Below are 14,377 nucleotides of genomic sequence, written 5' to 3'. Positions count from 1 at the left end.
GTTTGAATGCGTTATAGCTTTGAAGATACAACGATAGGGAAAATAAATTAAAATCCCACTTCTTTCCTTCGCGGATTTGCCATATAATTGGGCCGCCGCAGCCGGTATCTGAACCACCTAAATCCATCTCCCATGAAACCAATCTCCCGAAAGCTAGTTGTGCTGGCACTATTGCTGATTGCTTGTAAGTCGTCCACGCGGGAAGGTATCGGCCCGGTGGCGGACGAAAGCGTGAAGGTGACCGAGGCATTTCCTCAGCTAACATTCCAGTCTCCCGTGGACCTGACACATGCTAACGATGGTTCAAACAGGTTGTTTGTGTTGGAACAAGAAGGAACGATCCGGGTTTTTGACAATAACAGCAGCACAGCTACTTCCCAGGAATTTCTGAATATTAAATCAAAGGTGAGCTATGGCGGCGAAGCGGGACTACTCGGTCTGACTTTTCACCCGGATTACAAAAACAATGGTTACTTCTTTTTGAACTATACAAGGAAAACTGGCGGTAAGCTTGAAACCGCGATTGTTCGGTATAAAGTCAGCGCTTCCAATAAAAACCAGGCGGATGCGGCCAGTGAGACGGTTTTATTCACATTTGATCAACCTTTTGATAACCATAATGGTGGCGCTGTGAAATTTGGCAAAGACGGCTACCTGTACGTTTCCACGGGCGACGGCGGGAGCTGGGGAGATCCCAGCAATAATGGGCAAAACAAAAGTGCTTTTCTGGGGAAAATATTGAGAGTTGATGTGAATAGTACTGAAAAAGGTAACTACGGAATTCCCAAAGACAATCCTTTTGCAGGCAATAAGGAGGGTTTTAGAGAGGAAATTTATGCATACGGGCTACGGAATCCGTGGAGGATCAGTTTTGATGACGCTACCAATACACTTTGGGCGGGAGACGTCGGACAAAATGCGAGGGAGGAGATCGATATCATTGTAAAAGGAGGCAACTACGGCTGGCGCAGGAAGGAAAGTGTCGACTGCTACAATCCTAAAAAAGATTGTGGTGAAAGCGGGTTGATCGATCCTGTACTGGACATGCCACAGTCGAAAGGAGAGCATTCCATTACCGGTGGTTTTGTTTACCGGGGTAACAATGTTCCTGCGCTTCGGGGAAAATATATTTTTGGAGATTATGTGAGCGGCCGCGTGTTTGCATTGGAAACGAAAGATGGTAAGGCGGTCAAAAACACGATACTTGCTGAGGGAGTAGGGCAGATCTCAGCTTTCGGGACCGACGCCGCCAATGAGCTGTATATTTGTAACCATGGAACGGGGAAGATTTTGAAACTGGTGAGGAAGTAGCGTTCGGGCGGGGTGATATTGAATGAGTGAATGAGTGAATGAGTTAATGAGTGAATGAATGAAAAATTGGTTTGCTATTTTGCTAATGCTTTGGTGTCTTGATTTGCAGGCTCAGGTTTTGCGGAAGAGGACTACTATGCTGATGGGCGGGCGGTTCGACATTACCATCGTGGCGAAGGATTCTGCTGCGGCGGAAATGAATATTGATACCGTCATTGCCGAAATAACCCGGATCGAGAACCTGATATCGGATTGGAAACCCACTTCGCAGGTATCGCAGGTGAATGCAAATGCAGGAATTAGCCCCATTAAAGTAGATAAAGAGGTTTTTGAATTGACGGAAAGAGCACTCGAACTTTCTAAATTAACCGGCGGTGCTTTTGACATCAGCTTTGCGGCCATGGACAGGATCTGGAAATTCGATGGCTCCATGACGGTGATGCCGACTGCTGCAGCCATCAAAAAATCCGTTGAAAAAGTGGGCTATCAGAACATTATCCTCGATAAAGCGCATTCCACTATTTTCCTGAAACTGAAAGGGATGAAGATCGGGTTCGGTGCATTGGGCGAAGGTTACGCAGCAGATCAATGTCGGGAAATGATGTTGAAAAGGGGCATTAAAGCGGGAATTGTTAATGGTTCCGGGGATATGAGCACATGGGGAAAGCAACCCGACGGCAGCGACTGGATCATTGGTATCAGCGACCCGGTTCATCAGGGTGAACTTTTCGCAGTGGTACCGCTTCGGCAAGGTGCTGTGGTGACTTCGGGGAGCTACGAAAAGTTTGTGACTTTCAATGGCAAGCGTTATTCGCACATTATCAATCCTGCCACTGGCTACCCGGCCTCAGGACTGACGAGCGTGACAGTTTTCGGCCCCAGCGCCGAAAGGGCCAATGGTTTCAGTACTTCACTAATGGTTTTGGGTAAAGAAACCGGGTTAAAACTGATCAACCGTTTTCCCGAATTCAGCTGCGTAATGATTACCGACGCCGGGAAAGTCGCTACTTCTAAAAACTTTGACATTTCCCAGTACCAACCTCAATAACAGTCCATGAGTACCTGGCTGTGCGACTGGTAGTAGCTGACGCTTTTGCCAAGATGGGTTTGGCAAATGTCTTCCAGCAATGCGACCACATTCTTTTGCATTGATAAAGACCCGCAGAGCATGATCACACCATTGTTTTTCAAGGTATCCGCCACAAAAGCTTCGTCCTTCGCCAGCAAGTCTCTCACGTATTGTTTTTCGCCCTCGCGGGAATAGGCTACATGCAGGCTGCCCAGTTTTTTGTCTTCCAGGTTCTTTTGGATTGAAGCTTTATAAAGTGCGAAAGAGGCCTGATCGCGGAATCCGCAGTACAAACGGCTATTTGAATTGGCACTCTGCTCATCGATCATGCCGAGAAATGGTGCAATGCCTGTCCCGTTGGAGATCATAATCACCGAACCTGCGTTTTGAGGAAAATGAAAATGATCATTGCCGACAATCCGCGCACTGATAACACTCCCTGGATTAAGACAATATAAATAATCGGAACCCATCCCGTTTTCGTGCAGCTTTACACTCAATTGAATGTCGTCTCCAACCTTGCCAATAGAATAAAGCCGCTCGCGATGATCACTTGCAGGGTATATCGCCAACAGGTCGCCGGACGTGTATTTTGCACGACGTTTGGGACGCAGGCTGATTAAAAATGACTCTCCTGGTCCCGACACCGCTGTCTTAGAAACCACCGTTAGTTCCTGCGGCGTTTCGGGCCGGGTAGTGAGCAAGCCGGAAGATATGTTCAGCGCCACACCCGCCTGCTGCGACCAGCCGGCAGCCCACTGACTGAACTCGTCCGGGGATTTATCATTAACCGTGTGTATTTCCAAGGTCGGGACGGCCCATTGCTGTTTTGCAAACAGGTTATCGACTTCAAAAGCGAATTTGCAAAAATCGGGGTAGCCGTGCGAGCCGAAGCCTACCACCGAAAAACGTACCGGATTCAGTTGTTTGTGCTTTTCTAATTTTGCGGCAAAATGGGCTGCATTGGTAGGCGGATTGCCGAGTCCGTAAGTCGCCGCCATCACAATCATATTCGATGCTTTTGGGAAAACCTTATAGTTATTCAGTTCCGTAACATAAGCAGATTTTCCCCCGGCGATCAGTTGTTGGTGGATCGCATTGGCAAAGCCGAACGTGCTGCCATTTTCCGAACCTACCAGAATGATAAACTCACTTTCGTCGGCGGTGTATTTGTTTTTCATCCGGTTAGCCCTGCGTTTGAAAGTCATGGCGAAACCTGAGTAAATGAAAAACAGGATGTTACCCGAAGCAAATGCCAGTAAAATAGCCCAAATCCCGCTAGTCCGGCCAGTATGCAGATCCAGGCTCAGCTCGGTAAGCAATGCGGCTGTGGGGTATTTAACTCCCGTGAGCATGTCGCCGGTAATCTGGTTCACAGTCACTTCGCGGTCGGTGAGTTTTAGCGTATAGTAATCTTCGGGATCTTCCGAAAACGGAAATTCAATGCTCTGTACTTCCGAAAGCCTTACTTTTTTGAAAATATCAAAGTCAGCCGGATCTTTCACCGGTGCTGATTTAATGGCGTCAAAATCCACTTCCGATGAGACTTTGGACGTTTCAATGAGTCCGAAACGGGCGAGTGAAAGGTATGTGCCGCTCAGTGCAATAATGAAAATCGGAATGAGGGACAGCCGCCCCAGCACGACATGATAGTACTGCGCAAAATTATCCCTGACGATGCGGGTGAAAAAGCGCTTTAATCCCCGCTGTCGCTGTATGATCAGCATGGTACCGGAAACGGTGATCAATAGCAGCAAAAAGGAAGTAAGTCCAATCAAAAACCGGCCCGTTTCATGGATGAAAAGCGAGCGGTGCAAGGCGGTAACCCATTCAAAAAACTCACTTTTCGCGGTCGGGTAGCCCAGGATTTTACCTGTTTTGGGATCAATGTAGGCTACCAGTTTTTTCCCCTCCGCATCCGTGCCTTTGATCTGTACAAAATCATTTTTGTCGACCGTCAGCTCGCTGATTTCCGGGTATTGTTTCCGGAGCAGCGGGAGCGTTTGCGCGAGTGTGGTTTCACTGAAACCTTCGGTGCGGTAGGGTAGTATTTTCTCGGATAATGGCTGAAATGACAGCACTATACCGGTTATTGAAGCAAGGGTCAGTAAAAGAAAAGAAGATACAGCCAACGCTAGGTGGCTGTATCTCCATATTGAAATAGTCATAAGGTACTCAGTACATTAGTTGGCGCTGAACCGGACGTAGCGGATATATCCGGTACCCTCGCTCTTAGCGGAAAGTGCTTCCGTGGTCAATGGTATTTCCAGGTCTTTCACATTGTAATCTTTATCCTCCACAGCACTTTCAAACCGGATCTTGTAGCCTGCGTTGATCTTCGAATTTTCGATCTCGAACACATTCACGCTGCGGTCGCCTCCGGTAACGGATGCCCCGGTGATTGCGCTGATATTGGCGGTTTTTTTGGCGTGGAACTTATGCCATTCTTTGATACTGTTGTACCACTTTTTATCGGGGCCAAGTACATACAATGTTTTGTCATATGCACCTTTACTATTGATGAGCGAAATCACGATATAGGCACCTTCACCCATGTAATTCGTCATCTGGATCATGCACTTGTATTTGCTGGTACCCGTGGCTTGCGCCAATGTGCTGGTGGGCCGGGCGAATGTCAGCGTCAGAAAAAGGAGTGTTACTTTCAGTAGGTCGGACATTGAAAATTATTTCAGGAAATTAACAGTTACATTGTTTTTGGACAGCGATTCATTTTCGCCGGCCAGGTCAAAGGCAGTTTCTTTGAAGTTAGTTTCAATATCTTTTTTAGCCCCGATCGATATCAGATATTTAAGCACAACGTCGTCTTTCGAAACCATAGCAGCCCTGTGAAGCGCGGTAAGGCCTTCTGCATTCTTCGCATTTACATCGAGTTGCAAGGCTTCCAGGCGTTTCAGCAGCGACAGGTCATTTTTGGCCACAGCTACATGGTACAACGTATTGCCATTTTTAGCAGGGGCGGCAATTTTGAAACCTTTTTCCTGAAGAACTGCGACTTTGGCATCGAACTCGCTGGCTTTCTGTGCATTGTATGACTGGGCCAGATAGAAAGACAGGTTGTCGCCATTCTTATCAGTCGTATTAATGTCGGCGCCTTTGCCGATCAGGTATCCGATTACTTCGGGAGAATTACTGCGAACTGCCATGGCTAATGCGCTCACACCCTTCGAATTACCCTGATTAACGTCTTTCACTTTGGGAAGCAAGATGTCGAGCGCAGTAGTTTCGCGGTTGCTGGCAGCTGCATTCATGAACACTGTATTTCCGTTTTCGTCGGCGTTATTTACATCAACGCCTTTGTCCAGGAAGTACTTGATAATTTCTTCCTGCTTAGGTTTCCGTACGACGAAATGCAATGCATTTTCACCAGTTTTGCTCACCACAGTTGGTTTCAGGTTCAGGCTTTCCAGGTATTGATATACTTCAATAGGATTGGCACCGGCGCGTGATCCTTGTGCCGCCATCAATATCGCATTGGAATTGGCAGGTACTCCTTTTTGCAGAAGCGTTTTCAATACATCAATCTTACCAGCACGGGCGGCATAGCTGAATGCATTGTTGCCGGCAGCGTCAGTACTTTTTATATCAAGGCCTTTTGAAACGAAATAATTGGTCAAGGCAAGGTCTTTATCATTCGCCACCGCGATAAGCAATGCATTGGCACCGTCGTGGTTAAGGTCTTTTTTAAGGTCAGCGCCGTGTGCCAGACAGATATCGTAAACTTTGGTATTCTGCTGACCGCCGCCCGCTGCAAAATTGATAGGAGTTGCTCCGTGCCCATCCACAAAATTTCCTTTCGCACCTTTGGCGACAAGCGACTCCATTAATGCTACATTACCACGCATAGCAGCCCAATGCAGGTAAATGCGGCCATCATGTGTCAATTTATCAACCGTATTGCCCGGGAATGTCATCAAATATTCAATGGTTGCATTCGGTGCCTGGGCATTGATCGCCAGCACGACCGGGTCAAACATATTATTGTTAAACTGAGAAGGGTTTGCTCCTTTCTCAATCTCTGCTTTGACCGCATTCACATCTGGGGAATTTTTCCAGAATGACTGTTCCAGAAGCACATTCTGCTGAGCCTGAGCAGCAATAGAAAATAATGCACAAGCGACGACAAGAAGTTTTTTCATACAAACACTTATTATTTAGATGCTGGGTTACCTTTTGCGTTCTTCTGTTTTCGAGGTAAGGTGCGCAAAGTTAATTGATAACGAGTCTAAATAATATTATTTGTGAAATTTTGATTTTTATCGTGGTTAATGCCGGTGTCCGGTATCAGTCCGCATCGTTCAATTTTTCCAGTACCTCGTTTTCGGTTCCATAAATAAAGTGCTTGTCGCCATTTTTAAGGATCACCAGGCTAAACCGGAAATCAGCATCGGGGACGATCTCATCAACTTCTTCCGGGAAAATTTCGATTTCAGTGGATTCGTCTTCTTTTAATTTAAACAGGCCCATTTTCTTAAATTTGAATGATCATTATTGATGGCCTTAAATTCCCGTTCCAGTCTCCTTGTTACCTCCGTAAGGAAAGGTTAAGTTGCCGCAGATCGCTGACGGCATCACCCATTGTGTTGTTAAAGTAAGTGTACACGGTCAGCCCCTCATGCAGCCATTCGCGGATCATCTGACTGTAATCCTCAGTAAATGCCGCGTCGTAATGTCCCTTGTAATCTCCGTTTGGTCCATGAAAACGCAGGTATGTAAAATCAACGTCGGAACTGCCAAATGGCGTGACGGAGCCCGGTTTGTCATGGATCACGACACCGAAGCCAAATTCATTAAGCAAGTCATAAATATCTTCGTGGTACCAGGAGTTGTGACGGAATTCGAGCGCAATCTTCCAGGCGTTAGCGGCATTTGCCTCCGATATTACCGTACACAATTTTTCAAGCTGCGATGCCATGCCAATTTTCAGCGAAGGCGGAAATTGCACTAGCAAGCATCCCTTTTTATCTCCCACCTGATTGATGATTTCGATAAACCGGACTACATCCTCAGGCTGAAAAGATAGATTCTTGATGTGCGTGATTTCTCTCCAAAGTTTGAATGTAAACCGGAATGTATCAGGAACTTCACCGGCCCATTTGGCAATAGTTCTAGCCAAAGGAAGCTTGTAAAAGGTGCTATTGATCTCAATGCTGTTGAAAATGGTCGAGTAATACCGCAGTCGGGTCTTGCTTTGAAACTCCGGCGGTAAAAATGATTTGTTCCGAACCGGCAAGACCAGGCCGCTTGTTCCCGAGAAAAATTGAGGTTGGCTTTCGGAATTCTTTTGCATGGCTGTTTTAATAAACAACTGCCATTATCAAAAACCGAACCAGTGATCATTTTTACTTTTCCAGGCCCTCGATGAGCATTTTGATATTGCCTATCACCATCGGGGCGTCGTCGCGGTGTATGAAGTGACCGCTATTTGTGAGGTAAATCAGCGCGCCGGGTTTATGAGAGGAATGAATGAATCTTTTCCACCTTGCCATATTTGAATTATTTTTCACGTCAAAGAACAATTCATGGTTGTAATCTTTGCTCCTGCGGTCTGCTGGAACTTCGAATTTTCCACCGACAAAGAAGTAGATTGGTACCTGGGGAACCGGCAAACTGCTGAGTTCTGCGAAGTCTGTTTTGCGTAACTCCGTCAACACCTGGCCCTCACTCCATGGCCCATAACGCACTGAATCTACTTTTGAAGCCACATACAACCGTTGGTAGATCATTTCATCAATCCGTTTTTCGGGCACTCCAATGGTTCTGAAAATCTGATTCCAGTCGTCTTTTGTCTCCGTGAAATCTGCCGGGTCAACGAACACCAAGCCTGCCACGTCATCTGGATAGTATCCCGCAAAAGCCCTGATGTAAACTCCGCCCATCGAATGCCCGACGAGTACATATGGCGGGGCAATTTTCAATTCACCGAGTATCCCTTTGAGATTGTCGGCCACCCGGCGCGGTGTGGGTAGCTGGTATATTTTGCCTGATTTTTCAATATTCTGCCTGTCATAGGCAACTACGGGAGCTACTTTGGAAAGTTCGTCGAACACTGTATTCCAGTTGCCAGAGCCCATTCCCATTCCATTCTCAAAAATGAGCACAGGAGAACCCGGCTTTCTCTTCTCAAAACCCTTGGTCAGCAAATGATGATCGATACCATTCACATTCACCATTTTTTCCTGAGAAAAGGAAGGGAATGAGAGCATTAGCAGAAGCAAAGGCAACCACTTTTTCATTTTATGTGGTTTGAGGTAGTCCTTGTCAAAGTTGGGAGCACATTTCACGGCTTCGTTTTGATTAGTTCAATAATTTTATATTTTTGTTTGATCAAATGTCAGTGATGCTGCTGATACAGATACTCTTCGATCCAAGATTATTTCAATTTTACTAAAAAAGAAAGAAGAAACTTACTTCCAATAACTTTCTCAGTGTTATCTGGTTAGTAATCATGTCTGTAACAAAAAAACCTGGTCTAAATGGAAGCAATAGATAATTTTTCAACACTTGTCATATTATTGGCAGTAGCCATTGCTTCTGCTAGTATTATCAGGTTTATCTATAATATTGTAACTGATAAAGGTATAACAGTTACCAACGTCAAGACGGGTAAATCCGCTACGATTACCCGTACGTACAACAAAAGCCAGGTACAAAGGCTTAGCGAAGTCCTTAGTTAATAATTGGAGTTGTCAGATCAGCAGGCTCCCTTGAAGAGGCAGGCGGCGAAGGTAACTGGTGTACAGGCATTTGTGATTTGATTTTCCTTAAAAGCTCCTCCTGGCCGCGCCTTTTTTCAAGGTCTTCCGGGCGGAGTTTTTTTCTGAATTCGGCTTTCAAATCATCATTGATTTTCGAAAATGAAGCGATTTCTTCGTCGGAAAATGAATGGTTTTTGTTGTACTCAAATTGAAGTTGATAGCCGAGTTTTTCCAAGGTTTCACCAGCGACGCATTCAAAAATCCGGATATCGACTTCACTCAATTCTTTCAAAAACTTGTTGTGATTATCCGTCAATACGGGTTTCACGACATTCTGCCACATGAGTCCTGAGTTGGCTGTTTCTTTCGATTCGTCTGATTCGTGGTAGGACATAGCGGCTTCCGAATATGCAACTCCAAGGAAGCTGCACAGCTTTTTTAGTTCTTCCTGCGGGTTTTGAAGCAGATCTTCATACCGAAGCCTGATCACCCGGCTGCTACCCAGCTTTTCGTACAAATCAATCGACGCGTCCTGCTCCTGCTTCCATTGACGGGCAATGTGGTAAATGTGTTTTTCGCCAACAATGGCTTTTTTGAATGATAGCGCCACATCGCGGCCGTCGCGGAAAAGGTGGACGTATAGGGGTTTGCGGTAGTATTTTTCAAGATCGTCGGCGTAACGGATATTTGCCATGCTTTTACACATCCACACATTTGCGCCCTCACTCTCAGCTTTCAGTTCATACACCACGCGGGTAACTTCAGGAAGCGTAGGTTCCGCGCACCGCGTGAGTATCACCTGGCGGTCAAGCACGACGCCTGTCCAGGGAACGGGATTGGTTTCTACCAGTGAACACACATCCTCGATCAGTTTTTCAAAATTAGGGACAATGTTCAGATCTCCATATGCGGGCAGCAGTGGCATCAGCCTTTCCAGAATATGCGGCGGGTGAGGGGCTGATACGCCTTTCAACTGGTTCAGCATCAGTCTGAGTAAATTAGAGCCGGAACGTTGTGTCCCGATCATCTGGACGGGGGTAAATGTCATGGGTTATAGTATTAAAATTCCAATGATACCGGCGACGGGAATCACGTAAACCGGGTCTATTTTGAAACGCATGATCGTGAGTAATGCCAGGGCAAAAATCGCAATGGTAAAAATGGACAGGCCATTATTCCACAGAATCGTCAGGGCTGCCGAGGCGATCATTCCGATAATAGCGGGCCTCAAACCTTTGAAGATTGCTGTTACCAGGGCCGAGCTGCTGATTTTGTTAAAAAATTTGGCACAAAAAACCGTGAGTATCGCCGTTGGAAAGAAAATAGAAATTGTTGCATTGAGCGCGCCCCAGAACCCGGCCAGCTTGTACCCGATAAATGTCGCACTCACGAAAATGGGTCCCGGCGTGATCTGACCCATCGCGACGGCATCTACAAATTCCTTGTCCGAAAGCCATTTCATTCCGTCGACGACGATTTTTTGCATGGTGGGGATAATCACATAACCGCCTCCAAACTGGCTCAGGCTCATTCCCGAGAAGGTAAGCAGGATGGTTTTATGTAAATGAATGCCCGGGCTTTTATTGATAAAAACAAAGAGCAAAACCAATGCTGCCACAGGTATCAGGAGCCAATATTGCTTTCGCGAAGCTCTGATTTCCGATGTTCCCTGTTCGGGTAATGTTTGTGCCGGTGCGGGTTTGTAATAGAAGATATACCCGAAAATGCCGCTGCCGACAAGAATGGTCAATGTAGTGAGGTAGGATTTTGAGAAAAAAATCAGTACCGCCGAAGCGATTGCAATGACGATCTGCGGGAGGTCTTTGATGCTCTTTTCTCCCAGATTGACGGCCACACTAATGATAATCGCCGCCACCGCCGGAAGAATTCCCGAGAAAAAATGGCTCATCGCCGGGATGTTACCGTATAAAAAATACAAGTGAGAGAGGGCCAGCATGAGTAAGAAGGAGGGTAACAACACCGCCACGACGCTTACGAATGCGCCCGTCCAGCCGCCCAGCCTGTAACCTACAAACGATACCACATTAACAGCCATCGGACCGGGTAACACCGAGGCCAGCGAAATGCCTTCCATGATCACATTGGCTTCCAGGTTTCCGTCCTTCTCAACCACCTTCTTCTGGATCATGGAAATGAGAACCATAAATCCGCCCCACGACGTCGCACCTATCCTCAGGAATGTCAGGAAAAGATAGGTGAGGGTAGGTTTCATCGGCTATTTGTTCACGAGATAGGGAGCGACCAGTTTGCCCGGAATAAACTCGGCACGATAGGGCATGATCCTGCTTTTGAGCATCCATAAAAACCGTCCTTCCTTGTTTGTCAGCACGACGGTGTTGGTTTTGGAGCTGCATTGCAGGATTGCGTCGCTGGTAACCAGGTATGCGCTGCCCATTCTGGCGGTGTAAATTTCTTTGGGTAAAATGATCTGTCGGGTAACAGCGGCGGTTTTGTTTTTTTCGTCCAGTTTGAATGTCAATGTGCGGGTTTGTTCACGGCTCGTACCATTATCAAAAAGCATAATATCTCCCTCAGCATTGCGGTGTACTGCGTGGCCCTGGTCGAAAACAACTTCTTTGGGCATCGCAAAATCTCCGTTTTTACCAAATTTCCAGATTACTTTCCCGGTTTTGGTATCCAGCTTCCAGATTTGTCCATTGTTGTAAAAAGAGATCAGGTAGTTGCCGTCGGTATCGAAGTTGACACTATTGGCATGCATCCAGTCTTTCTTTTCCTGCATAATTTTGGGATCTTTTAATGGATCGAGCACGTCGAAAACGGACCAGCTCCATACTCTTTTGCCTTTTCTGTCGAGTACAATGATGCCGTCACTTTTCACAGTGTCTTTTGCCGTTCCGCCGACGCTGGTGAGGTCCATGATCTTGGTCTGGACGCTCAGTGTGACGACTTCGCTTTTCGGGTTCAGGATAATTTCGTGGTGTACCGTTTCTTTGAAGTCGCCTTCGCCCTTTTTGAGATGCAGCAGCGTGTCGCCGGTCATGGATACTTCGAGAATTTCATTTCCATAGCTCGTGGGATATTCTTCCGTTCCGAGAATGGACAAAATGGTTTTGTTGCGTGTAAAATGCGTGGTTTTAAATCCGGTACCGTTCACCTGATGATACCAGCGGATCTCGCCTTTTGCGTCGAGCATGAAAATAATCCCGGGCGTTTCACGGCGTGCGATCAGCACAAAACCTTCTTTGAATGTCTGTGGTACCGACGCCGAATCGGGCGCGATAACGCGGAAAAAATCCTGAATCCAGACCGGGTAACCGGAGGTTTTGAAGTCGTATACTTTGCTGCTGGTTTCCACCCCGCCATCTGTTGAGATGATCTGATAAAGGTATTGTGAGCTGGGGCGGAGATTGGTCAGTACGAGGGCGTGCTCAGTGCCTTCGGGAGAACTTGGTGTTGTGTATTTGGTAAGTGAGTCGTTTTTTGTCCAATAGTTGATCCGAAGACTGTTCTTATGAGTTGTTTTTACATCAATCTTTACTTTCAATGTGTTTCTGCCGGGAGCGCTCAGGCTGATCGTTTCAATGCCTGAACCGCCGCAGCCAGTCAGGAGCATTCCCGCGAGTAAAATCAGAAAGTTGAGTAAAATGCATTTCATAAATGTAGGAACGTGGGTATGCGTAAATATAGTAAAGTGCTTTGGCTTCGCTCAGCATGACAATGTTTTTGTCCCTTGACAATACTTGTCACTCTGAACGAAGCCGAAAGGTTACTGCCTGTCGCTGTTGCTTAGGCTTGGGTTTAGGTCTACTTGTGTTTGTGGGTATGGGAAGTATTTATGTTTGTTGATATCAATACGTGGTGCCTTGCCGATGGTGGTAAGGTAGTTGTTCACAACGGATTGATATTTTCCCATGCGGATCAAATCTTCACGACGTTTGCATTCGAAGAAGAATTCCCAGCCACGTTCTGTCAGGATCTGATCGCGCAGCCCATCTTTCGTAAATGTACCCGGAGCACCCAGCAATGTCGCTTTCGAGCGTGCTTTTACCTGATTGATCAGTTGAATGCTTTCTGCATTAGGACCATTCAATTCATTCAAAGCTTCGGCGCGGGACATCAGGATATCCGCGTAGCGAATGATCGGGAACACGTGTCCGTCCAGGTAAGTAGTTGATCCTTTGGGGTCAGCATATTTTTTCGACGCTACGTCCGCCAGGTAGTAGTAGCCGGCAGGCGGGTTTATTTGCCCGGCAGGAGGCTGTACATAGTGCAAGCCGTCACTGCCGATATAGTCATAGAAGAACATTTCGCGACGATCGTCATTCTTTTCAAATGTATTCCAGAAATACCAGGTTATCGCGAAGTACTGCCATCTGTCGGTAACTTCCTTATTGTTGATAGGTCCAAAATGGTTCATCATTTCAGTACCATCCACAAGATTGTTGGACAATGCGCTGAAAATATTTTCAGAACACCATTTGTTGTTTTCTGCAAAAAGTCCCGCATAAGTAGGGTAAAGCGCATACTGTTTCAGATCCATGATCTGTTGAGTTACTTCAACTACTTTTTGCCACTGTTTTTCACGCATATACAGTTTGCAAAGTAAGGCAAGCGCCGAACCCTTTGTAGCCCTGCCCACATCATTGGTTTTATAAATCGCATTGGACGTATAATTCGCCGGCAGGTTTTTCGCTGCATATTCCAGGTCAGCGATCACTTGTGCGTTGATTTTTGACAATTCTGTTACAGGAGTGTGAGCTCCAAAATCAGGACTTTGGATGCTTTTGGCTACCGAATCTTCCGTCATCAACGGAACGGGACCAAATGCATTTGTCAAATCAAAATATCCTAACGACCGCAAAAATTTCAGCTCGCTTAAAAATTGCGTTTTTTCGTCATCTTTCAGCGAAGCGATTTTTGGAATATAATAAAGAGCATTGTTTACATCGGAAACGAGTTTAAACTGGTGTTGCCATGCATAAGCCAGATACGTGTTACTCGGTCCCCAGTTGGCGTCGGACATCAAGCCAACGTCTCCACCTGATTTTGCATGTCCAATGTCAGTTGTAAGGTCAGTAATCGTAACCTGAAAACCAGCATAATACATCCATGAGTCGTTGGTCCCGCTGGGCTGTTTCAGTCTGGAATAGGCTGCGTTAACTGCGGCAATAGCATCGTCTTTTGATTGAAAAGCGTTTCCGTCGGTGAGGATGCTGTACACTTTTGGTTCAATCAGCCCCTCGCAGGATACCGCAAGGCACATGATGAGTAGTGATAAGATTGATATATATTTCATTGT

General features: G+C 46.4%; 13 protein-coding genes. 3 read left to right on the top strand and 10 right to left on the bottom strand.

Going from position 1 to position 14,377, the window contains the following annotated elements; genetic code table 11:
• Positions 1–132 precede the first annotated feature (132 nt).
• Together ON006_RS15725 and ON006_RS15720 are read left to right on the top strand one after the other, a co-directional pair.
• The gene (locus tag ON006_RS15725; RefSeq protein WP_244822971.1) at positions 133–1,311 is read left to right on the top strand and encodes a PQQ-dependent sugar dehydrogenase; all 1,179 of its coding nucleotides are present in this window, start codon (positions 133–135) and stop codon (positions 1,309–1,311) included.
• Positions 1,312–1,369: 58 nt separating this feature from the next.
• Positions 1,370–2,359: an FAD:protein FMN transferase gene (locus ON006_RS15720; RefSeq protein ID WP_244822972.1), complete on the top strand. Its 990-nt coding sequence runs from the start codon at positions 1,370–1,372 to the stop codon at positions 2,357–2,359.
• On the opposite strand, the gene ON006_RS15715 is transcribed toward ON006_RS15720, so the two are convergent.
• The 6 genes from ON006_RS15715 to ON006_RS15690 form a co-directional block, all read right to left on the bottom strand.
• Positions 2,353–4,548 carry a PepSY domain-containing protein gene (locus ON006_RS15715; RefSeq protein ID WP_244822973.1) on the bottom strand — a complete coding sequence of 732 codons (2,196 nt, stop codon included), beginning with the start codon at positions 4,546–4,548 and terminating at the stop codon, positions 2,353–2,355. The genes ON006_RS15720 and ON006_RS15715 overlap by 7 nt on opposite strands.
• Before the next feature lie 15 nt (positions 4,549–4,563).
• A complete protein-coding gene (locus tag ON006_RS15710; RefSeq protein WP_244822974.1) occupies positions 4,564–5,058 on the bottom strand; it encodes a DUF2271 domain-containing protein in 495 nt (164 codons plus the stop codon).
• Positions 5,059–5,064: 6 nt separating this feature from the next.
• Positions 5,065–6,537 carry an ankyrin repeat domain-containing protein gene (locus tag ON006_RS15705; RefSeq protein ID WP_244822975.1) on the bottom strand — a complete coding sequence of 491 codons (1,473 nt, stop codon included), beginning with the start codon at positions 6,535–6,537 and terminating at the stop codon, positions 5,065–5,067.
• Between the two features lie 145 nt (positions 6,538–6,682).
• Entirely contained in the window at positions 6,683–6,865 is a 183-nt protein-coding gene (locus ON006_RS15700; protein WP_244822976.1) for a hypothetical protein, read from the bottom strand.
• Positions 6,866–6,923: 58 nt separating this feature from the next.
• Positions 6,924–7,688 carry a DUF72 domain-containing protein gene (locus ON006_RS15695; RefSeq protein WP_244822977.1) on the bottom strand — a complete coding sequence of 255 codons (765 nt, stop codon included), beginning with the start codon at positions 7,686–7,688 and terminating at the stop codon, positions 6,924–6,926.
• Between the two features lie 52 nt (positions 7,689–7,740).
• Positions 7,741–8,634 carry an alpha/beta fold hydrolase gene (locus tag ON006_RS15690; RefSeq protein ID WP_244822978.1) on the bottom strand — a complete coding sequence of 298 codons (894 nt, stop codon included), beginning with the start codon at positions 8,632–8,634 and terminating at the stop codon, positions 7,741–7,743.
• Between the two features lie 240 nt (positions 8,635–8,874).
• Here ON006_RS15690 and ON006_RS15685 point away from each other — a divergent pair, with 240 nt between their 5' ends.
• Complete coding sequence (locus ON006_RS15685) at positions 8,875–9,075, top strand: hypothetical protein (protein WP_244822979.1); 201 nt, start codon at positions 8,875–8,877, stop codon at positions 9,073–9,075.
• Here ON006_RS15685 and ON006_RS15680 read toward each other — a convergent pair.
• From ON006_RS15680 to ON006_RS15665, 4 genes are all read right to left on the bottom strand, one after another.
• Positions 9,068–10,144, bottom strand: a complete 1,077-nt coding sequence (locus ON006_RS15680) for a sulfotransferase (protein ID WP_244822980.1) — start codon at positions 10,142–10,144, stop codon at positions 9,068–9,070. The two genes, ON006_RS15685 and ON006_RS15680, sit on opposite strands and share 8 nt — an antisense overlap.
• A 3-nt stretch (positions 10,145–10,147) precedes the next feature.
• Positions 10,148–11,329 carry a chromate efflux transporter gene (gene chrA, locus ON006_RS15675; RefSeq protein WP_244822981.1) on the bottom strand — a complete coding sequence of 394 codons (1,182 nt, stop codon included), beginning with the start codon at positions 11,327–11,329 and terminating at the stop codon, positions 10,148–10,150.
• 3 nt (positions 11,330–11,332) lie between these two features.
• Positions 11,333–12,733, bottom strand: coding sequence for an aryl-sulfate sulfotransferase (locus ON006_RS15670; protein ID WP_244822982.1), 1,401 nt, complete (start codon positions 12,731–12,733; stop codon positions 11,333–11,335).
• A 111-nt stretch (positions 12,734–12,844) separates the two neighbouring features.
• Positions 12,845–14,374 (bottom strand): RagB/SusD family nutrient uptake outer membrane protein, encoded by a 1,530-nt coding sequence (locus tag ON006_RS15665; RefSeq protein WP_244822983.1) that lies wholly within the window; start codon positions 14,372–14,374, stop codon positions 12,845–12,847.
• Between the last annotated feature and the right edge of the window lie 3 nt (positions 14,375–14,377).

Source organism: Dyadobacter pollutisoli, from assembly GCF_026625565.1.
Classification (GTDB): domain Bacteria; phylum Bacteroidota; class Bacteroidia; order Cytophagales; family Spirosomataceae; genus Dyadobacter; species Dyadobacter pollutisoli.
The sequence above is the reverse complement of the archived record's forward strand: the minus strand, read 5'-3'. Positions and strand labels throughout refer to the sequence as shown.

Excerpts from the sequence above, each read along its gene's own strand:
- ON006_RS15725 (WP_244822971.1), top strand. The coding sequence starts at position 133 with ATGAAACCAATCTCCCGAAAGCTAGTTGTGCTGGCACTATTGCTGATT.
- ON006_RS15720 (WP_244822972.1), top strand. The coding sequence starts at position 1,370 with ATGAAAAATTGGTTTGCTATTTTGCTAATGCTTTGGTGTCTTGATTTG.
- ON006_RS15715 (WP_244822973.1), bottom strand. The coding sequence starts at position 4,548 with ATGACTATTTCAATATGGAGATACAGCCACCTAGCGTTGGCTGTATCT.
- ON006_RS15710 (WP_244822974.1), bottom strand. The coding sequence starts at position 5,058 with ATGTCCGACCTACTGAAAGTAACACTCCTTTTTCTGACGCTGACATTC.
- ON006_RS15705 (WP_244822975.1), bottom strand. The coding sequence starts at position 6,537 with ATGAAAAAACTTCTTGTCGTCGCTTGTGCATTATTTTCTATTGCTGCT.
- ON006_RS15700 (WP_244822976.1), bottom strand. The coding sequence starts at position 6,865 with ATGGGCCTGTTTAAATTAAAAGAAGACGAATCCACTGAAATCGAAATT.
- ON006_RS15695 (WP_244822977.1), bottom strand. The coding sequence starts at position 7,688 with ATGCAAAAGAATTCCGAAAGCCAACCTCAATTTTTCTCGGGAACAAGC.
- ON006_RS15690 (WP_244822978.1), bottom strand. The coding sequence starts at position 8,634 with ATGAAAAAGTGGTTGCCTTTGCTTCTGCTAATGCTCTCATTCCCTTCC.
- ON006_RS15685 (WP_244822979.1), top strand. The coding sequence starts at position 8,875 with ATGGAAGCAATAGATAATTTTTCAACACTTGTCATATTATTGGCAGTA.
- ON006_RS15680 (WP_244822980.1), bottom strand. The coding sequence starts at position 10,144 with ATGACATTTACCCCCGTCCAGATGATCGGGACACAACGTTCCGGCTCT.
- chrA (WP_244822981.1), bottom strand. The coding sequence starts at position 11,329 with ATGAAACCTACCCTCACCTATCTTTTCCTGACATTCCTGAGGATAGGT.
- ON006_RS15670 (WP_244822982.1), bottom strand. The coding sequence starts at position 12,733 with ATGAAATGCATTTTACTCAACTTTCTGATTTTACTCGCGGGAATGCTC.
- ON006_RS15665 (WP_244822983.1), bottom strand. The coding sequence starts at position 14,374 with ATGAAATATATATCAATCTTATCACTACTCATCATGTGCCTTGCGGTA.